Origin of the sequence: Mesorhizobium sp. ESP7-2 (genome assembly GCF_020164715.1) — a bacterium.
GTDB lineage: Bacteria > Pseudomonadota > Alphaproteobacteria > Rhizobiales > Rhizobiaceae > Mesorhizobium.
Window position 1 is genome coordinate 13935 of sequence record NZ_JAIUGQ010000032.1, and the last position, 18834, is coordinate 32768.

Here is an 18834-nt window from a genome sequence, read left to right on the forward strand (position 1 = left end):
GCCGGCCTTGCCTGCGCTGTGATTGGCAAGCCGTTGGCGCTCGCCGGGGGCTTGGGCGCTGCGATCATCGATGCCAGGTCGAGTACAAGCGGCTCGAGGATCGGCTGCACGCCATGTATCTCGACAAGCTCGATGGCCGCATCGACAACGCGTTCTATGACCGGATGTCAGCACATGGCGAACCGAACAGACGCGGCTGTTTCCCGAGATAGAGCGCCATGGTAGCGCCGAAGAATCATACATGGAGGACGGCATCCGGCTGTTGGAACTGGCGCGCAATGCCTGCCGACTGTCTGTGAAACAGCCTGTGCACGAGAAAAAGCGACTCTTGAATCTCGTGCTGTCGAACTGCCAATGGGACAAAGGCGAGGGTCACGCCGTATTCAGGCAACCCTTTGATCTACTTGCGGAAACGGTCGCGTCCGGAGCAGCAACTAGCGCACAGCAAACAGCGTTGCCGACGGGGAGTCCAGTTTGGCTGGGGCGCCAGGATTCGAACCTGGGAATGTCGGTACCAAAAACCGATGCCTTACCACTTGGCGACGCCCCAGTAGCCGTCAGAGTCGCTGTGCGGGCGCGTTATTAGCAGAGCAGCCGAAAAGCACAATGCTTATGAGCGACCGCGAAGGCACTCAGCTGACCAGCAGTGCGATTGCCGCCAGATGATCCACAAACGGACTATACGGACCACACAGCCAACTCGTTGCCGGCTGGGTCGACAAAGTGGAAGCGTCGGCCGCCCGGGAATGCGAATATCGGCTTGACGATCGTTCCGCCGGCGCTTTCGACCGCGCCAAGGGTTTCTTCCAGATTCTCACTGTAAAGCACGGGCAGCGGCTTGGCCGGCGCTTCTTCTGCATCGGCCTGAAAACCTCCGTCCAGCCCCTCGGCAAAGGCCGAATAGGTTGGTCCATAGTCGGTGAACGACCAGCCAAAGGCGGCACTATAGAAGCCTTTCATCCGGTCCAGCGTGCCGCCGGTCGCCGGCATTTCCAGATAGTCCAGTTTTCCAGGCTGTTTCATGAGGCACCTCTTTGTTCCCTTTATGTTCTAAACATCGAACCGTGAGGTGGCAAGTCTTTTTGACGCATCCCGGAGGATGGCTTTTTCTTAATCGATTGTAGCGGCGAAACGGCTTGCCGGGGCGCTTGCCTTTCGCACTGCAGCATCATATCGCTCCAAAGTCGGACACGGGCGGAAGTTTCCGTTTCGCCAATCTTTCCAGTCTCCTGCAACCGGAGAGCAAAGCATGACCAAATGGGTTTTCACCTTTGGCGATGGTGCGGCGGAAGGCCGTGCCGGCGACAGGAATCTGCTGGGCGGCAAGGGCGCCAATCTGGCCGAGATGTGCAGCCTGGGCCTGCCGGTGCCGCCGGGCTTCACGATCACCACCGAGGTCTGCAATGCCTACTATGCCAATGGCCGTACCTATCCGGCCGGATTGGAAGCCGACGTCGCCGTCGCGCTCGACCATATCGGCCGGCTGACCGGCCGCCGGTTCGGCGACCCGTCGAAGCTGCTCCTGGTTTCGGTGCGTTCCGGCGCCCGGGCGTCGATGCCCGGCATGATGGACACCGTGCTCAATCTCGGATTGAACGACGAGACGGTCGAGGCGCTGGCCTCCGATTCCGGCGATGCGCGATTTGCCTATGACAGCTACCGCCGTTTCATCCAGATGTATTCCGATGTCGTCATGGGCCTCGATCACGAGGTATTCGAGGAAATCCTGGAAGACCAGAAAGCCAGCCTCGGCCATGAGCTCGACACCGAGCTGACGGCCATCGAATGGCAAGGCGTCATCGCGCTCTACAAGGCCAAGGTCGAGGAAGAGCTGGGCAAGCCGTTCCCGCAGGATCCGCACGAGCAGCTCTGGGGCGCGATCGGCGCGGTGTTTTCGAGCTGGATGAACAACCGCGCCATCACCTACCGGCGCCTGCACGATATTCCCGAAAGCTGGGGCACGGCGGTCAATGTCCAGGCCATGGTGTTCGGCAATATGGGTGAGACCTCGGCCACCGGCGTTGCCTTCACCCGCAACCCGTCGACCGGCGAAAAGCAGCTCTATGGCGAGTTCCTGGTCAACGCGCAGGGCGAGGATGTCGTTGCCGGCATCCGCACACCGCAGAACATCACCGAGGCGGCGCGCATCGCTGCGGGCTCCGACAAGCCGTCACTGCAGAAGCTGATGCCGGACGCCTTCCGGTCCTTCGTCACCATCTCCGACAGCCTGGAAAAGCACTACCGCGACATGCAGGACCTCGAATTCACCATCGAGCGCGGCAAATTGTGGATGCTGCAGACAAGGTCCGGCAAGCGGACCGCCAAAGCGGCGCTCAGGATCGCCGTCGAGATGGCCAGGGACAGGCTGATCACCAAGGAAGAGGCGGTCGCGCGCATCGATCCGGCTTCGCTCGACCAGTTGCTGCACCCGACCATCGACCCAGAAGCCGCGCGCGACGTGATCGGTGTCGGCCTGCCGGCGTCTCCCGGGGCCGCCACCGGCGAGATCGTCTTTTCCTCCGGCGATGCCGAGGATCTCAAGGCGCAAGGGCGCAAGGCGATCCTGGTGCGCATAGAGACCAGTCCGGAAGATATCCACGGCATGCATGCGGCCGAGGGTATCCTGACCACGCGCGGCGGCATGACCAGCCACGCCGCGGTGGTCGCGCGCGGCATGGGCAAGCCTTGTGTGTCCGGCGCCGGCTCGCTGCGTGTCGATTACAGGGCCGGCACGCTGATCTCGATGGGACAGACCTTCCGCAAGGGTGACATCATCACCATCGACGGCGGCAACGGCCAGGTGCTCAAGGGCGCCGTGGCGATGCTGCAGCCGGAACTGTCAGGCGATTTCGCCGCCATCATGGAGTGGGCGGACGCGGTGCGCCGCATGAAGGTGCGCACCAACGCCGAAACGCCGCTCGACGCCCGCATGGCGCGCTCCTTCGGCGCCGAAGGCATAGGGCTATGCCGCACCGAGCACATGTTCTTCGACGGCGCCCGCATCGTCGCCATGCGCGAGATGATCCTGGCCGACACCGAGAAGGACCGGCGCGCCGCGTTGGCCAAGCTTCTGCCCATGCAGCGCTCGGATTTCCTGGAACTGTTCGAGATCATGGCCGGCCTGCCGGTGACGATCCGCCTGCTCGATCCGCCGCTGCACGAATTCCTGCCCAAGACCGAGGCCGAAATCGCCGAAGTCGCGGCCGTGATGAATGTGTCGCCCGACAAGCTTAGGCAGCGCACCGAGGCGCTGCACGAATTCAACCCGATGCTCGGCCATCGCGGCTGCCGGTTGGCCGTGTCTTACCCCGAGATCGCCGAAATGCAGGCGCGCGCCATTTTCGAGGCGGCCGTCGAGGCCGGCAAGAAAGCCGGCGCACTGGTGGTGCCCGAGATCATGGTGCCGCTGGTCGGCCTGGTGAAGGAACTCGATTATGTGAAGGCGCGCATCGATGCGGTCGCCAAGAGCGTCATGGACGAGAGCGGCGTCAAGATTGATTACCTCACTGGGACCATGATTGAGCTCCCCCGCGCGGCGATCCGCGCCCATGTCATCGCCGAGACGGCCGAGTTCTTCTCCTTCGGTACCAACGACCTCACCCAGACAACCTTCGGCATCTCGCGCGACGATGCGGCCTCCTTCCTGGAAACCTACCGCCAGAAGGGCATCATCGAGCAGGATCCGTTCGTCTCTCTCGACATTGACGGTGTCGGTGAACTGGTGCGCATGGCGGCGCAAAAGGGCAGGGCGACGCGGCCCAGCATCAAGCTTGGCATCTGCGGCGAGCATGGCGGTGATCCTTCGTCGATCCGCTTCTGCGAGGAGGTCGGGCTCGACTACGTCTCCTGCTCACCCTATCGCGTGCCGATCGCCAGGCTGGCTGCGGCGCAGGCCGCTGTGCAGGCGGCAAAGGTAGGACACGGATAGACCGGTACGAAGCTTGCGGTTTGTATGAAAACTCACGCGGACGTACTGGCGACATGAGCGCAATCTCGACATTGTTTGCGATCAATTTGCGGATGACCGCCAATTGTCTCCGGAAACAGACGTTTTAGATGTCACCCGCTCCGTTCCGCTCGATCCTGATTATTCAAACGAAGTTCATAGGCGATATCGTCCTCGCCTCGACGCTCGCCGGAAACCTGCAGCTCGAATTTCCCGGTGCCAGGATCGTGTTCCTCTGCGAAGCCCACTTCGAGAGCTTCGTGGTTGCGCATGGCATCGCTTCCGAGGTGGTTGCGTTCAGGCGAGCCCGCATTCGAGGCAACCCGCTGGAGCGTGGAAAAGAGCTCTATGCCGTGGTGCGGGCGCTGCGCCGCTTCCATTTCGACCTGACGATCGATTTGACCGATTCCAAGACCTCTCGGGTCGTCAGCGGCTTCGTCAACGCCAGGACACGTATCGGCTACAATCCTCCCGAGAGGCCGCTGAAGCTGTTGGAGAGGCAGCCCGCCAATGTGTTTGCCAGACCATTTGGGTTTGGCGGCCAGCATTTTGTCTATCGCTACCTCTCCCCGCTTGAAGCGCTCGGCATCGATCTGCGCGTGACGGTACCGAGCATCCAGCCGTTGCCGTCCGAGGCCGCGAAAGCCTTGGTGCTTCTGGACGGGCACCATATCCACTCGAACGCCTTCGTCGCCGTCCATGCGGGCGCGAGTTTCAAGGGCCGGCAATGGCAGCCGGAACGGTTTGCCCAGGCGATTGACGAGATTGCGGCCGAAACCGGACTGGGTGTCGTCCTGGTGGGAGGGCCTGACGAACGTGAAACCGCCGCACGGATCGTTACCGGGACGGCGGCGCCGGTGGTCGATCTGGTTGGAGCGCTGTCACTCGAGAGCCTGCTGGCGGTCCTGGAACGGGCCCGGCTGTTTCTCGGCAACGAAAGCGGCCCTATGCACATGGCCGCTGCCGCGGGCACCCCGGTTGTCGGCCTTTTCGGCCTGACGCATCCGGCACGCTGGGGACCTGTCGGCGTGCCCAGCATCGTGCTCCGGCCGCCAATGCCGTGCGATTGCGTGGCCAGGGATTTGTGTCGCCGAACCGATCCCAGCAAGGCGTGCTGCGTCTGGCGTCTTGAGGTGAAGCCGGTGGTCGATGCGGTGCGCGAGATCCTCGCACGCACCGAGCTGGAAAAGGAACGCGCTGTCCGAGGGCAATGGACCGGCCGGACTGTCGCCGAATGACGCGTTCACCAAGCGGAAGGTCAAATTGCCGCGTCATGCGTTTTTCTGCTATCCCTCGTCCGATTTTCGCCTTCATGCGGGTTTTGGGATAGCGGCTTGAAGTCGCGGGTCGGGAATTTGGTTTGATGCATCTGCTGCAAAAACATGTCTGCATGATCGCCGTGTCGGTGGCGCTGATATCCAGCGCCCATGCCGCGCCGCTGGTCGAACCCACGCTGCACATCAAGCCGGCTGCAAGCGGAACCGGCCGCGTTGCGCTCACGCTCGATGCCTGCGGCGGCAAGACCGACACGCGCATTCTCTCGGCGCTGGTGGAGAACAAGATACCGGCCACCATTTTCGTCACCGGCATCTGGCTGAAGCGCAACGCCGATGCCGTCGCGATCATGCGGGCGCATCCCGACCTGTTCGAACTGGAAAATCACGGCGGTCGCCATGTTCCGGCGGTCGACACGCCACGGAAAATCTATGGCATAAGCAGCGCCGGCAGCCCGGAGGCTGTGCTCGCCGAGGTCGAGTCAGGGGCCGCGGCTCTGGCTACGACCGGCGAACCGGCGCCGAAATGGTTCCGCGGCGCAACCGCCGAATACAGCCCCTCGGCCATCGCGATGATCCGCAAGCTCGGCTTCAAGATTGCCGGCTTCTCGATCAATGGCGACGGCGGCTCGCTGCTCGGCGCCAAGGAGACGGCCAGGCGTATCGCCGCGGCCAAGGATGGCGACGTCATCATCTCTCATATCAACCAGCCGACCCATGCCGCAGGCGAGGGCGTTGTGCAGGGCCTGCTGGCACTCAAGGACAAGGGCATGACCTTCGTGCGGCTCGACGACGCCGATGGGACGGGCGATCACGGTACCACCGAGTAGGGCTGTTCAGTGTTTGATGGAATCGCCGAACCGCTCTAACGACTGGGCCTGATCTGAATCTCAATGCACCCGTAGATGCGTCGGGCCGAAGCGTTCAGTCCGGCTTGGCTTCGATGGTGACCTTGCTGGCGTAGAACGCGCCGTGGTCGCGGATGTCGGCCATCTCGTCGAACGGCTGCCGGTAGGCCCACATCGCGTCCTTGCCCGCTTCGCCCGCCGGCAGCACGCTCCAATAGCTGGCGTCACCCTTGTAGGGGCAGTGGGTCGAGTGGTCCGTTCGGCTGAGCTTGTCGAAATCGATGTCGGCGAACGGAACGTAGAAGGCTGCGGGGTAGGGGGCCTCCGTCAGCACCTTCGCCTTCGTGGACGACGCGATGACCGTATCGCCGGCGCGGACCGTGACGGTGCCGGAATACGGCTCTATCGTGATGACCTTGTCGGGATTGCGTTGGAAGCCGGGTGCCGGGTTGGCGATCTTGTCCATGCTGGTTCTCCTTGCCCCGACCTTAAGTGTGGTGGGCGGCCGGATAGAACAAGGCCCGTGGTGCAAGACTAGCCTTCGCGTTGCCGCGGAAATCAGGCGGCGGTTTTGAAGGCGTCCATCAGCCCTGCATAGGCGGCCGCGATGCCCGCCACCGGGTTGCTGCTTCTCGAAATGGTCTCGACTTTCAGCGCCCCGCCGCCGGTTGGCAAGGTGAGCAGCAGGAACTGGCGATTACCGCCATCGCCGACGGATGCCGCCGCGACATGCTGGCCTTCCCCTTCGTTCTGGACGCACATCTTGAACAGCAGCGTGCCGCCGACCGCTTCGAGCGCGCCGCCGACAACTTCGACGAACTCGTCTTCGGAAACAGTCTTTTCGTCCGGCACCAGATCGGCCAGGCTTTCGGCAAGAGTACTCTCGAGAACCTTATCGTCGAGCGCGTCCATGCGAACCTCTTTCAGTCGCCAATCGCACCCCTTTGCCCGTTAACGAAGATTAACGCCGACGATGGCCGGATTATGGCACTTTTTGCGGTTGGTCCGATCACGAGAGTTTGCGCCGGCGTAATGTATTTGAAGCCCCTGCCATTCGAATGGCAGCAGGCCAGCCAGGCAAAATCAAAAAGCGTCCGGATTCAATCATTTGCCAAATACAGGCCGAACTCCGACTTTCGTCAGCCGCGCCGGTGGGTGGCTGGACAATTCGCCGGTTCGCTTCACAATGCGGTCAAAAGCGCGAGGCGAAAAGCTCGGGGCAAAAAGCGTCAGGGAGGGAACGGCATGCTGGGACTGATGCAGGAATGGCCGCTGCTGTGCCACAAGCTGATCGACAATGCCGAAAGGCAACATGGTGTGCGCGAAATCGTGTCGCGTTCGATCGAGGGGCCGATCGTGCGCACCACCTACGCCGACATCCATCGTCGTTCCCTCAAGGTCGCCCAGCGCTTGGAGCGCGACGGCTTTGCCTTGGGCGACCGCATCGCGACGCTGGCCTGGAACACCGCCCGCCACATCGAGGCCTGGTATGGCATCATGGGCATCGGTGCTGTCTACCACACCCTCAACCCGCGCCTGTTTCCCGAACAGATCGTCTGGATCATGAACCACGCCGAGGACAAGGCCGTCTTCGTCGACCTTACCTTCATCCCGTTGCTGGAGAAAATCGCGGGTGCCGTCCAATCGCTGAAGAAGGTGATCGTGCTCACCGACAAGGCGCACATGCCGCAAACGACCCTGCCCGGTGTCGTTGCCTACGAGGACTGGCTTGACGAGGTCGATGGCGACTTCGCCTGGAAGACCTTTCATGAAGGCACCGCGGCCGGCATGTGCTATACGTCCGGCACGACGGGCGATCCGAAGGGCGTCGTCTACAGCCATCGCTCGAACGTGTTGCACGCCATGATCGCGGCCATGCCCGACGCCATGGGCCTGTCGGCGCGCGACACGATCCTGCCGGTTGTGCCGATGTTCCACGCCAATGCCTGGGGCCTTGGCCAGAGCGGTCCGATGACCGGCGCCAAGCTGGTCATGCCAGGCTGCAAGATGGACGGCGCCTCGATCTATGAGTTGCTCGATCAGGAGAAGGTGACCTTCAGCGCCGCCGTGCCGACCGTTTGGATGATGCTGCTGCAATATCTGGAAGAGACCGGCAAGACGCTTCCCTATCTGAACAAGGTCGTTATCGGCGGTTCGTCCTGCCCGCGCGCACTGATGACGAAATTCCAGGACAATTACGGTGTCCAGGTCATCCACGCCTGGGGCATGACCGAAATGTCGCCGCTCGGCACGCTATGCACCTTGAAGCCGGACTATGCCAGCCTTGACGGCGAGGCCCGGCTCGACGTCCAGAGCAAGCAGGGTTATCCGCCCTTCGGCGTCGAAATGAAGGTGACCGATGACGAGAACAACGCGCAGCCCTGGGACGGCAAGACGTTTGGCCGGCTCAAGGTACGCGGCCCGGCCGTGGCCCGCGCCTATTATGGCGGTGCGGGCGCGGAGCAGTTCGATGAGGAAGGCTGGTTCGATACCGGAGACGTCGCTCATATCGATGCTGGCGGCTACATGCAGATCACCGATCGCGCCAAGGACGTCATCAAGTCCGGCGGCGAATGGATTTCGACCATCGACCTGGAGAATCTGGCCGTCGGCCATCCCGATGTAGCGGAAGCGGCGGCCGTCGGCGTCCAGCATTCGAAATGGGGTGAGCGGCCCTTGCTGGTCGTCGTCGCCAAGCCGGGCAAGGGACCGACCAAGGCCGAGATTCTGGATTTCATGGATGGCAAGGTGGCCAAATGGTGGATGCCGGACGACGTCGCCTTCGTCGGCGAGATACCGCACACCGCCACCGGCAAGATCCAGAAGACCACCTTGCGTCAGCAGTTCAGGGACTATCGCTTGCCGACGGATTGAGGGGGATGTTGCGTGTTTCGGCTTCAAGCCGCCGCAAAAAGGCACTAGACCTCCATCCGGGTTGGGGCAGCGCAGAGAATAATGGTTAGCATTCCCGAACGGCAAACGTCGAAGGCTGCCGGCTGGTCGCGGCGCACGGCCGCCTTTTCGATGGTTCTTTTGCTGACGAACTTTGTCGGCCATCGCTTCGGCCTCGTCCAAACGCCGGTGTTCCTGTGGGTGCTGGGCATTGTCGCCCTGCTGGCTGCGTTGGCGCTGCTGTTTGCCGGCCTGGCCTTTGCGAGGCTGTGGAATTTTGGTGACCGTGGTGGCCGTGATCTCAGCGTCGGCGTCTTGCTGGCGCTGCTGGTGCTCACCCCCTACGGCGTTGCCGCCTACTGGGCGACGATCTATCCGCCGCTGCGGGACATCTCGACCGATTTCGACGAACCGCCCGCGCTCGATGTCGGTGACCGGACCAAGGACATGAACGTGCTGTCCCCGCCGACGCCGGGTGAGCAGACGTTGCAGACCGACAGCTATCCATTGGTCACCGCGCGCAGCTACGACCTGCCATTCGAGACCGTCGTCAATGCCGTTGAAACCGTGCTCGACCGGCGAGGCTGGGACCTTTCGGAGCCTTATCCCGAACTCGCCGGACAGACAGAGGTGACCATCACCGCCGTCGCCCCGAGCTTCGTTCTTGGCCTTCCTGCGGACGTCGCCATTCGCGTGAGGGATGACGGCGACACGGTCATCGTCGACATGCGGTCGGCCTCGCGCTACGGCCGCCACGACCTTGGCGACAATGCCGCGCGCATCACCGATTTCCTGGCGGAACTGGATCAGGAAGTCGCCGGCCAGGTCGGCGCGGCGCCGGCCGAGTAGCCATGTCCGGGCGAATTCACGCTCGCGACAATGGCATGATCAACGCGTGGGTGGTGGGCAGGCCTATCGGCCCGGCGTGAAGATGCCGTCGATGGCGGGGGCGGCGTCCGTCGCCACCACGCCGCGCGCCACCAGGTCCTCCAGATGGGCAAGCACCGACAGGCCGGCGGCGCCGTGCAGCCGGGGATCGGTATCCCTGTAGATCGCCTTGACCATGTCGGGAATGGTCCTGTCGCCGGCTCTGATCCGCTCCAGTATGGCTCGTTCGCGCATCTTGCGATGGGTCTTCAGCCCGCGCATGAAAGCGCGCGGCGCCGCTACCGGTCCACCATGGCCAGGCAGCAGCAGGCGATCGCCGCGCTCGATCAGCCGGTCCAGCGATGCCATGTAATCGGCCATTGCCCCGTCCGGCGGCGCGACGATGGAGGTTGCCCAACCCATGACATGATCGGCTGAAAACAGGATGCCGGTTCCTTCCAGCGCGAATGCCGCGTGATTGGCGGTGTGGCCGGGCGTCAGGACCGTCCGGATCGCCCAGCCGTCGCCGCTGACCAGTTCACTGTCCAGCAACGCGATGTCGGGAACGAAAGCGGTGTCGGCGCTGGCGTCGAGCGCATTGGTTTCGCCGATATGCAAGGGCCTCGCCGGTCGGTGCGGTCCTTCCGCCAGCACCAGGGCGCCGGTGTGCTCCTTCAACCGGGCCGCCAGCGGAGAATGGTCGCGATGCGTGTGGCTGACGAAGATGTGGCTGACCGGCCGTCCGGCGATTACGTCGAGCAAGGTCCGGAGATGCGACCCGTCATCCGGTCCGGGATCGATCACCGCCAGCGTGTCGCGTCCCACGACATAGCTGTTGGTGCCATGAAAGGTGAAGGGACTGGGATTCCGGGCCGTGACGCGCTGCACGTCGGGGGCCACGCTTACGCCCTGGCCATATGCGGGGTCGAAGCTGGTATCGAATTTGAGAGCCATGTCGGCGCATTGTTCCAAGAACGGCAAAACCGATTGCCGCATAGCACGCAAGCCAATATAGGAAAATGCAAGACCGCGATTTCTGGTTCGCGGCAAGATTGAATTGGGGAAGACCATGACAACCGCAACGACGACGCGCCCGCTTGTTTTTCTGGCCTTGCCGCAGGAAGGTGCTGCGCGACTGGCGACGCAGTTTTTGCTGGCGATCGCCGGCACACTGCTGTTGACCCTTTCGGCCAAGACCAAGGTGGTGCTCGGGCCTGTCGATATCTCGATGCAGACGCTCGCCGTCTTTCTGATCGCCGCCGCCTTCGGCATGCGGCTCGGCGTCGCCACCCTGCTGCTCTACATGGCGGAAGGCGCGATGGGCTTCCCGGTCTTCCAGGGCACGCCGGAAAAAGGCATCGGCATCGCCTACATGCTGGGCTCGACCGGCGGCTATCTCGCCGGCTTCGTGGTAATGGCGGCGATTGTCGGCTGGGCCGCCGACCGCGGCTGGGACCGTCATCCGATCAAGCTTTTCAACGCCATGCTGGTTGCCGAAGTGGTGATGATGGCGATGGGTTTTGCCTGGCTGGCGCTGCTCATCGGCCCGGAAAAATCCTGGCAGTTCGGCGTCGTGCCGTTCATCGTCGGCGACCTGATCAAGGTCGCTCTCGCGGCCAGCCTAGTGCCGGCCGTCTGGTCGTTGCTGAAGCGCTCCTGATTTGAGAGCATCCGGCCCGGATCACTCCGGGCCGGGGCTTGGCCTGCGATGAGCTCGGGCCTGTTCCCCAGGCATGTCACGGACGGGCGTTTCTGATGAAGGTTCTGGTCACCGGCGCCGCCGGCTTCATAGGCTATCATGTCGCCAGGCGGCTCCTGGAGCGTGGTGACGAGGTTGTCGGCATCGACAGCATCAACGACTACTACGACCCCGACATCAAGCAGGCGCGGCTGCGGCTGCTGGCCGAGGCGAGCCGCGGCACCAATGCCGGCTATCATTTCATCCATGGCAATCTTGCCGACCGTGGCGTGGTCGATGGCTGCTTTGCCGACCACGCCTTCGACCGGGTGATCCATCTCGCCGCCCAGGCAGGCGTCCGCTACAGCCTGGAAAATCCGCGCGCTTATGTCGAGAGCAACATCGTTGCTTTCACCAACATGCTCGAGGCCTGCCGCGGCAGCCGCGTCGGGCACCTGACCTATGCCAGCACCTCCAGTGTCTACGGCGCCAACACCGACATGCCGTTTTCCGAGCATCGCCCGGCCGACCATCCCTTGCAGTTCTACGCCGCCACCAAGCGCGCCAACGAACTGATGGCGCACAGCTACAGCCATCTATTCGGCCTACCGACCACGGGGCTGCGTTTCTTCACCGTGTACGGTCCCTGGGGGCGACCTGACATGGCTCTGTTCCTGTTTACCAGGAGCATCCTGGCCGGCGAGCCGATCAAGCTGTTCAACAACGGCAACCACACGCGCGACTTCACCTATGTCGAGGACATCGCCGAGGGCGTGATTCGCGCCAGCGACAGTCCCGCCGCGGCCAACCCGGCCTGGGATTCCAGCCATCCGGATCCGGCGACCAGCAGTGCGCCCTGGCGCATCTTCAACATCGGCAACAACAACCCGGTGAAGCTGACCGCCTATGTCGAGGCGCTGGAAAACGCGCTTGGCCGCAAGGCCGTGGTCGAACTCTTGCCGCTGCAGGCCGGCGACGTGCCCGACACCTTCGCCGATACTTCGGCGCTGCAAGCGGCGGTCGGCTACCGCCCCCGCACCTCCGTCACCGAGGGGGTAGGGCGGTTCGTCGAGTGGTACCAGGATTATTTTGGGCGGGCGTGATGAACGCGCTCTTGGCCGCGTAGAGGCCGGCTCCCGGTCGAAAAAGACCAGGACCAAAAATATGTGCTAGTCTCCCAAGTCATCAGACGGTGGGGATTGCCATGTTGGAAACGGACAAGCTGTTCGCGGGCTCGATCCCGGAAAACTACGATCGCTACATGGTGCCTTTGATTTTCGAGCCGTTCGCCGTCGATATCGCGCAACGAGCCGCGGCTCTGTCGCCGGGCGCGGTCCTGGAAATCGCCGCGGGCACCGGGGTCGTCACCCGCGCATTGGCGCCAAGATTGGCCCCTGGCGCAAGCTATATGGTGACCGACCTGAACCAGCCGATGCTCGACTATGCCGCCTCACGACAGACACCCGACAGCCGCATCGAATGGCGCCAGGCGGATGGGATGGCGCTCCCGTTCGAGGATGCGGCCTTCGATCTCGTCTGTTGCCAGTTCGGTGCGATGTTCTTTCCAAACCGCACCTCCGCCTACCGCGAAGCCAGGCGGGTCTTGAAGCCGGGAGGACGGTTCTTGTTCAACGTATGGGATCGCATCGAGGAGAATGTGTTCGCCGATGACGTGACCAATGCGCTGGCGCGGATTTTTCCCGACGATCCGCCGCGCTTCCTGGCACGCACGCCGCACGGCTACCACGATAAGGCGCTGATCCGTCGCGACCTGGAGGATGCGGGTTTCTCCGACGTTGCGATCGAGACGACAGCCGAACAAAGCCGCGCATCCTCGCCGCGCCTTCCGGCCGTCGCTTATTGTCAGGGCACCGTTCTTCGCAGCGAAATCGAGGCCAGGGACGCTGGAAAACTGGACGCCGCAACCGACTACGCGGCATCCGCCATTGCCGACAGACATGGCAGTGGCGAAGTTGCCGCCAAAATCCAGGCGCATGTAATCATGGCTGTGGCCTAAATGTTGGTATGTCTGCCCTACGGTGATCGGGGCCTCGGCCTTGCCAAGATTGGGATCAGGCGGGTCCGGCCGAAGCGGGAGGCGCCCGTCGATGGACGGTATTCAACATGGCCGACACGTTTGTCGTGTGCCGCATTGACAAGCCAATGCATGAAACCTAAGCACAGGCACTCAGGGCCGGGGGGCTTTGGCATGTCGAGGAGAGCTTCTTGAAAGGAATTATCCTTGCTGGAGGCAGTGGAACACGTCTTTATCCACTAACATTAGCAGTCTCTAAGCAAATTCTTCCCATTTACGACAAGCCGATGATCTATTATCCGCTGAGCGTGTTGATGCTCGCGGGAATACGAGAGATTCTGATCATTTCGACGCCTCGTGATCTGCCGGCTTTCCGTGCTTTACTCGGCGACGGATCGGACTTCGGGCTGGCACTGTCTTACGCCGAGCAGCCGCAGCCCAATGGCCTCGCGGAAGCCTTCATCATCGGCCGCGATTTCATCGGCAAGGACAGCGTGTCGATGATCCTGGGCGACAACATCTATTTTGGCGACGGGCTGTCGCAGCTTTGCCGTGCCGCGGCATCGCGCCAGAGGGGGGCTTCGGTGTTCGCCTACCATGTCGAGGACCCCGAACGCTATGGCGTGGTGTCTTTCGACAAGGCGACCGGAACCGCGCTGACGATCGAGGAAAAGCCACAGAAGCCGAAGTCCAACTGGGCCGTCACCGGTCTCTATTTCTACGACAACGACGTCGTCGACATCGCCCCGACCATTCGTCCTTCGGCGCGTGGCGAGATCGAGATCACGGCGGTCAACAATGTCTATCTCGAGCGCGGCCAGCTCCATGTTCACCGGCTGGGCCGCGGCTATGCCTGGCTCGACACCGGCACCCATGACAGCCTGCACGAAGCCTCTTCCTTCGTGCGCACGATCGAACATCGCCAGGGCATCAAGGTCGCCTGCCCGGAGGAGATCGCCTTCGAACAGGGTTGGCTGACGGCGGACATGGTGCTGGAGCGCGCGACCCGCCTGGGAAAGAACGAGTACGCCGCCTATCTGCGCCGGCGTGTCGCCGATCTTTCGGAGGGCTAGATGCTGGAGGTGAGATCCCTGGGCATCGACGGGGTGCTGGAAATCGTTCCGAAACGCCATGGCGACGCACGCGGCTTCTTCATGGAAACCTACAATGCCGAGCGCTTTTCGCGGGCCGGCATCGATTTGACGTTCGTGCAGGACAACCACTCCTATTCCGCCGCCCCGGGCGTCCTGCGCGGGCTTCACTACCAGCTTGCGCCGCGCGCCCAGGACAAGCTGCTGCGCGTCATCCGTGGCAGCATCTTCGACATCGCGGTCGATATCCGCCGCGCCTCGAAAACCTTCGGAAAATGGGTCGCGCTGGAAGTGTCGGCCGAAAAGGGCAATCAGATCCTGGTGCCAAAGGGTTTCGCGCACGGCTTCGTCACGCTCGTGCCCGACACCGAGGTGCTGTACAAGGTGACCGACACCTATTCTCCCGAGCATGACCGCTCGATCCGTTTCGACGATCCCGCCATCGGCATCGAATGGCCGTCGCTGGCCGGCGGGTTCCAGCTTTCCGACAAGGACCTCAAGGCGCCGCTGCTGGCGGCGGCCGAGGTGTTCGCCTGATGGAGCGTGTGGTGCATAAGGACGGCGCGATGAATTTTCTGGTGACGGGCGGTGCCGGCTTCATCGGTTCGGCGGTTTGCCGGCATCTGTGCGCCAACCCGGCCTACCGGGTGACCAATCTCGACAAGCTGACCTATGCGGGCAACCTGGCCTCGCTGCGGCCGATCGAGAATGTCCACAATTACAGCTTCGCCCAGGCCGATATCTGCGACGAGAGGGCGGTGCTCGATCTTCTGCGCCGCGACGATATCGACATCGTCATGAACCTCGCCGCCGAGAGCCATGTCGACCGCTCGATCGACGGCCCGGGCGCCTTCATCGAGACCAACATCGTCGGCACCTACAAGATCCTCAATGCCGCGCTGGAATATTGGCGCGGCCTGTCCGGCGACAAAAAGGGCCGCTTCCGCTTCCATCACGTCTCCACCGACGAGGTGTTCGGCGACCTGCCTTTCGACGGCGGCATGTTCGTCGAGGAGACACCCTACGCGCCGTCCTCGCCCTATTCCGCCTCGAAGGCGGCTTCGGACCATCTGGTGCGCGCCTGGCACGAGACCTACGGCCTGCCGGTCGTGCTTTCCAACTGTTCGAACAATTACGGCCCCTATCATTTCCCCGAGAAGCTGATCCCGCTGGTCATTCTCAACGCGCTCGACGAAAAGCCGCTGCCGGTCTATGGCGCCGGCGCCAATGTGCGCGACTGGCTGTTCGTCGAGGATCATGCGCGTGCCCTGGAACTCGTCGCCACGAAAGGCCATCCGGGCGAGAGCTACAATGTCGGCGGCAATTCGGAACGCACCAACCTCGCCGTCGTCGAGACGATCTGCGACCTGCTCGACACCAGGCGCGCGCGCGCCGGCGGCAGGCGCTATCGCGAACTGATCTCCTTCGTCACCGACCGCCCCGGCCACGACCGCCGCTACGCCATCGACGCCACCAAGATAAGCCGAGAACTCGGCTGGACGCCGAGGGAGAATTTCGACAGCGGCCTTGCCAGGACGGTGGACTGGTTCCTCGACAACAAATGGTGGTGGGGGCCGATCCGCGAACAGCGTTATGCCGGCGAAAGGCTGGGCGAAGCACGCAAGGTGGGCGCGTGAGGCTCCTCGTCACCGGACGCGACGGCCAGGTCGCGGCGAGCCTGCTGGAGGCCGGCCGCGCGGGCACGGAGGTCGTCGCCCTCGGTCGCCCGGAGCTCGATTTGGCAAGACCCGACACCGTCATCGACGCCATCGCGGCGGCGAAGCCCGATATCGTCGTGTCGGCCGCCGCCTACACCGCCGTCGATCAGGCCGAGGACGAGCCCGATCTGGCCTTTGCGGTAAACGCGACCGGTGCCGGCAAGGTGGCCGAGGCCGCGGCGCGGCTCGGCGTTCCCGTCATCCATCTTTCGACCGACTATGTCTTCGACGGCGCCAAGGCCGATGCCTATGTCGAAACTGATACGCCTGCACCGCGTAATACATACGGTGCCTCCAAGCTCGCTGGTGAACAAGCGGTGGCCGCTGCCAATGCGCGCCATCTGATCCTGCGCACGGCATGGGCATACAGCCCGTTCGGCCGGAATTTCGTCAAGACGATGCTGAAGCTTGCCGTCGACAGGGACGAGATCGCCGTCGTGGCCGACCAGTGGGGAAATCCCACTTCAGCGCTTGATATTGCTGACGCAATCTTGCATGCGGCAGCGATGTTGCATCCCAGAACGGGCTTTTCGTCCTTCGGTGTGTACCATTTGGTGGGAACAGGCGAGACCAATTGGAGTGGTTTCGCGCGTCATATCCTGGACACAAGCCGCGTGTTTGGTGGCCCTTGGGCGCGGGTACGAGACATTGCTACAGTAGACTATCCGACCAAGGCGCGCCGCCCCCCCAATTCTAGGTTATCTACGGCGAAGTTCACCGCAACCTGTGGTTGGACGGCGCCCGAATGGCAGCAATCGACAAAAGAAATCGTATCTCGTCTCCTGAACGGTCAGACGGGGCACGCCAGCAACGTGTGAACCGCCAGCGTCACGGAGAGTCTTGATGAGCGTTCAATTATTCGTACCGAGTTTCCGCATCGAAGAATGCCTTGCGGGTATCCGTGAGTGCCTGGAAAAAGGATGGACCGGATTAGGCTTCAAGACCGCTGAATTTGAGACGGCGTGGAAGAACTATACGGGTCTCTCACACGCCCATTTTCTGAATTCCAATACGGTTGGGCTTCATCTGGCTTTCCAGTTGTTCAAGTCCAAATATGGATGGAATGATGACAGTGAGGTCATCACCACGCCGTTGACGTTCGTGTCGACAAATCATGCCATTCTATATGCTGGCCTCAAGCCGGTATTCGCTGATGTTGACGAGTATCTCTGCCTTGACCCGCAAAGTGTGCTTGAGCGGATCACCGAGAAAACGAAAGCATTGATATTCGTCGGCATGGGAGGCAACGTTGGTCAGTATCAGAAGATATTGGAGATTTGCCGCGCGCGCGACATCAAACTGGTGCTCGACGCTGCCCACATGTCAGGCACCCGCGTCGACGGCAGGCACATCGGTGGTGACGCTGATGTATCGGTGTTCAGTTTCCAGGCGGTCAAGAATCTTCCAACCGCCGATTCCGGAATGATTTGTTTCAAGGAAGCGGAGGACGATGAGCGCGTCCGCAAGCTCACCTGGTTGGGCATCAACAAGGATACATATGCGCGCACCGCTTCCCAGGGGGCCTACAAATGGATGTATGACGTCGAGGAGATCGGGCATAAATATCACGGCAATTCGATTATGGCCGCGATTGCCATCGTCCAGTTGAAATATCTCGATATCGACAATTCCTTTCGGCGGCAATTAGCGGTTTGGTACCGCCAGAACCTGCAAGGCCACAATCATGTTCACGTTGTGCCTACTGCGCCAGGTTGTGAATCTGCCCAGCATCTTCTGCAGATACGGGTCCAGAATCGAGACAATCTGATGCTTGCCCTCAACGAGCATGGCGTATATCCGGGAGTTCATTATCGTGACAACACGGACTATCGAATGTATTCTTTCGCTGCCGGCACTTGCCCGAATGCGACAACGGCAAGCCAGGAAATCATCTCGTTGCCGCTGCACCTTCGTATGAGCAAGGCAGATGTCGATTTGATTTCCGACTTAGTTCTCAAATACGCTCAATGAAACCACAGATCGCCCCTTTCGGAGACGGCACCGTCGTTTTGAGGCTCGTGGAGGAGCGGGATCTCAGGACGATCCTCGACTGGCGTAACCGCGACGAGGCACGTGTCTGGTTCAAGAATTCCGACAAGATCGATCTCGCCGCGCACATCGCCTGGTATAACAGCTACCTTAGAAAACAGAATGATCTTTTCTTCCTGGTACAGGCGGACGGGCAACCAGTCGGCCAATGTGCCATTTACGACATCGACAAAGATGCCAAGAGGGCTGAAGTCGGCCGATTTCTGGTCGCGCCGGAAATGGCCGGCAAAGGCTATATCCGTCGTTCTTGCGCAGAGATCGTCCGCTTCGGCACGCAATTCCTGCGTCTCTCCTATCTTTTTCTAGACGTCATGGAGCAAAATACGAAGGCTATTCGTCTCTACACACGTCAGGGCTTCCTGGAAGAAGGCCGCTCCGGCGGCTTGATCCGTATGGGGTTTGGGCAAGACAGCGGTTCATGACTAAGGCGCAACTT

The 18834-nt window shown here is 62.0% G+C and carries 18 protein-coding genes and 1 tRNA gene; 14 read left to right on the plus strand and 5 right to left on the minus strand.

Features of this window, described 5'->3' with window-relative positions; all coding sequences use genetic code 11:
* Positions 1-475: 475 nt before the first annotated feature.
* Both LB543_RS24630 and LB543_RS24635 read right to left on the minus strand, forming a co-directional pair.
* A tRNA-Gln gene (locus tag LB543_RS24630) sits at positions 476-550 on the minus strand.
* A gap of 128 nt (positions 551-678) precedes the next feature.
* Complete coding sequence (locus LB543_RS24635; RefSeq protein ID WP_224615960.1) at positions 679-1023, minus strand: VOC family protein; 345 nt, start codon at positions 1021-1023, stop codon at positions 679-681.
* Between the two features lie 226 nt (positions 1024-1249).
* On the opposite strand from LB543_RS24635, the gene ppdK reads away from it, so the two are divergent.
* The 3 genes from ppdK (at position 1250) to LB543_RS24650 (ending at position 6050) form a co-directional block, all read left to right on the plus strand.
* Positions 1250-3928 carry a pyruvate, phosphate dikinase gene (gene ppdK, locus LB543_RS24640; RefSeq protein ID WP_140761000.1) on the plus strand — a complete coding sequence of 893 codons (2679 nt, stop codon included), beginning with the start codon at positions 1250-1252 and terminating at the stop codon, positions 3926-3928.
* Positions 3929-4056: 128 nt separating this feature from the next.
* Positions 4057-5184: a glycosyltransferase family 9 protein gene (locus LB543_RS24645; protein ID WP_224615961.1), complete on the plus strand. Its 1128-nt coding sequence runs from the start codon at positions 4057-4059 to the stop codon at positions 5182-5184.
* A gap of 125 nt (positions 5185-5309) precedes the next feature.
* The gene (locus tag LB543_RS24650) at positions 5310-6050 is read left to right on the plus strand and encodes a polysaccharide deacetylase family protein (protein WP_140760996.1); all 741 of its coding nucleotides are present in this window, start codon (positions 5310-5312) and stop codon (positions 6048-6050) included.
* A 94-nt stretch (positions 6051-6144) separates the two neighbouring features.
* Here the strand turns inward: LB543_RS24650 and LB543_RS24655 are convergent, their stop codons facing one another.
* Complete coding sequence (locus tag LB543_RS24655; protein ID WP_140760994.1) at positions 6145-6534, minus strand: DUF427 domain-containing protein; 390 nt, start codon at positions 6532-6534, stop codon at positions 6145-6147.
* Positions 6535-6626: 92 nt separating this feature from the next.
* Positions 6627-6980, minus strand: coding sequence for a hypothetical protein (locus LB543_RS24660; RefSeq protein WP_140510466.1), 354 nt, complete (start codon positions 6978-6980; stop codon positions 6627-6629).
* A 333-nt stretch (positions 6981-7313) separates the two neighbouring features.
* Here LB543_RS24660 and LB543_RS24665 point away from each other — a divergent pair, with 333 nt between their 5' ends.
* Both LB543_RS24665 and LB543_RS24670 read left to right on the plus strand, forming a co-directional pair.
* Positions 7314-8942, plus strand: a complete 1629-nt coding sequence (locus tag LB543_RS24665) for a fatty-acid--CoA ligase (RefSeq protein WP_224615963.1) — start codon at positions 7314-7316, stop codon at positions 8940-8942.
* An 81-nt stretch (positions 8943-9023) separates the two neighbouring features.
* A complete protein-coding gene (locus LB543_RS24670; protein ID WP_224615965.1) occupies positions 9024-9809 on the plus strand; it encodes a DUF1499 domain-containing protein in 786 nt (261 codons plus the stop codon).
* A gap of 63 nt (positions 9810-9872) precedes the next feature.
* Here the strand turns inward: LB543_RS24670 and LB543_RS24675 are convergent, their stop codons facing one another.
* The gene (locus LB543_RS24675; RefSeq protein ID WP_224615966.1) at positions 9873-10781 is read right to left on the minus strand and encodes an MBL fold metallo-hydrolase; all 909 of its coding nucleotides are present in this window, start codon (positions 10779-10781) and stop codon (positions 9873-9875) included.
* Between the two features lie 115 nt (positions 10782-10896).
* Between LB543_RS24675 and LB543_RS24680 the strand changes: the two genes are divergently transcribed.
* From LB543_RS24680 to LB543_RS24720, 9 genes are all read left to right on the plus strand, one after another.
* Positions 10897-11487, plus strand: coding sequence for a biotin transporter BioY (locus LB543_RS24680; protein WP_224596590.1), 591 nt, complete (start codon positions 10897-10899; stop codon positions 11485-11487).
* Positions 11488-11582: 95 nt separating this feature from the next.
* Positions 11583-12608, plus strand: a complete 1026-nt coding sequence (locus tag LB543_RS24685; protein WP_140760983.1) for an NAD-dependent epimerase — start codon at positions 11583-11585, stop codon at positions 12606-12608.
* Positions 12609-12709: 101 nt separating this feature from the next.
* Positions 12710-13522 (plus strand): class I SAM-dependent methyltransferase, encoded by an 813-nt coding sequence (locus LB543_RS24690; protein WP_224615968.1) that lies wholly within the window; start codon positions 12710-12712, stop codon positions 13520-13522.
* 209 nt (positions 13523-13731) lie between these two features.
* Positions 13732-14613: a glucose-1-phosphate thymidylyltransferase RfbA gene (gene rfbA, locus LB543_RS24695; RefSeq protein WP_140760979.1), complete on the plus strand. Its 882-nt coding sequence runs from the start codon at positions 13732-13734 to the stop codon at positions 14611-14613.
* On the plus strand, positions 14614-15168 hold the full coding sequence (gene rfbC, locus LB543_RS24700; RefSeq protein ID WP_224615969.1) for a dTDP-4-dehydrorhamnose 3,5-epimerase: 555 nt from the start codon (positions 14614-14616) through the stop codon (positions 15166-15168). It abuts the gene before it with no gap.
* Between the two features lie 29 nt (positions 15169-15197).
* Positions 15198-16268, plus strand: a complete 1071-nt coding sequence (gene rfbB / locus LB543_RS24705; RefSeq protein WP_224616022.1) for a dTDP-glucose 4,6-dehydratase — start codon at positions 15198-15200, stop codon at positions 16266-16268.
* Positions 16265-17167, plus strand: a complete 903-nt coding sequence (gene rfbD / locus LB543_RS24710; RefSeq protein ID WP_224615971.1) for a dTDP-4-dehydrorhamnose reductase — start codon at positions 16265-16267, stop codon at positions 17165-17167. The genes rfbB and rfbD overlap by 4 nt, the downstream gene beginning before the upstream one ends.
* Positions 17168-17192: 25 nt before the next feature.
* Positions 17193-18320 carry a DegT/DnrJ/EryC1/StrS family aminotransferase gene (locus tag LB543_RS24715; RefSeq protein ID WP_224615973.1) on the plus strand — a complete coding sequence of 376 codons (1128 nt, stop codon included), beginning with the start codon at positions 17193-17195 and terminating at the stop codon, positions 18318-18320.
* Positions 18317-18820, plus strand: a complete 504-nt coding sequence (locus tag LB543_RS24720) for a GNAT family N-acetyltransferase (RefSeq protein ID WP_224615975.1) — start codon at positions 18317-18319, stop codon at positions 18818-18820. Before LB543_RS24715 ends, LB543_RS24720 begins: the two co-directional genes overlap by 4 nt.
* Positions 18821-18834: the final 14 nt, after the last annotated feature.

Coding starts and splice junctions, on each gene's coding strand:
- LB543_RS24645 (WP_224615961.1), top strand. CDS start 4,057: ATGTCACCCGCTCCGTTCCGCTCGATCCTGATTATTCAAACGAAGTTC.
- LB543_RS24685 (WP_140760983.1), top strand. CDS start 11,583: ATGAAGGTTCTGGTCACCGGCGCCGCCGGCTTCATAGGCTATCATGTC.
- LB543_RS24655 (WP_140760994.1), bottom strand. CDS start 6,534: ATGGACAAGATCGCCAACCCGGCACCCGGCTTCCAACGCAATCCCGAC.
- rfbC (WP_224615969.1), top strand. CDS start 14,614: ATGCTGGAGGTGAGATCCCTGGGCATCGACGGGGTGCTGGAAATCGTT.
- LB543_RS24680 (WP_224596590.1), top strand. CDS start 10,897: ATGACAACCGCAACGACGACGCGCCCGCTTGTTTTTCTGGCCTTGCCG.
- LB543_RS24690 (WP_224615968.1), top strand. CDS start 12,710: ATGTTGGAAACGGACAAGCTGTTCGCGGGCTCGATCCCGGAAAACTAC.
- LB543_RS24715 (WP_224615973.1), top strand. CDS start 17,193: ATGAGCGTTCAATTATTCGTACCGAGTTTCCGCATCGAAGAATGCCTT.
- rfbB (WP_224616022.1), top strand. CDS start 15,198: ATGAATTTTCTGGTGACGGGCGGTGCCGGCTTCATCGGTTCGGCGGTT.
- LB543_RS24675 (WP_224615966.1), bottom strand. CDS start 10,781: ATGGCTCTCAAATTCGATACCAGCTTCGACCCCGCATATGGCCAGGGC.
- ppdK (WP_140761000.1), top strand. CDS start 1,250: ATGACCAAATGGGTTTTCACCTTTGGCGATGGTGCGGCGGAAGGCCGT.
- LB543_RS24650 (WP_140760996.1), top strand. CDS start 5,310: ATGCATCTGCTGCAAAAACATGTCTGCATGATCGCCGTGTCGGTGGCG.
- LB543_RS24670 (WP_224615965.1), top strand. CDS start 9,024: ATGGTTAGCATTCCCGAACGGCAAACGTCGAAGGCTGCCGGCTGGTCG.
- LB543_RS24720 (WP_224615975.1), top strand. CDS start 18,317: ATGAAACCACAGATCGCCCCTTTCGGAGACGGCACCGTCGTTTTGAGG.
- LB543_RS24660 (WP_140510466.1), bottom strand. CDS start 6,980: ATGGACGCGCTCGACGATAAGGTTCTCGAGAGTACTCTTGCCGAAAGC.
- LB543_RS24665 (WP_224615963.1), top strand. CDS start 7,314: ATGCTGGGACTGATGCAGGAATGGCCGCTGCTGTGCCACAAGCTGATC.
- LB543_RS24635 (WP_224615960.1), bottom strand. CDS start 1,023: ATGAAACAGCCTGGAAAACTGGACTATCTGGAAATGCCGGCGACCGGC.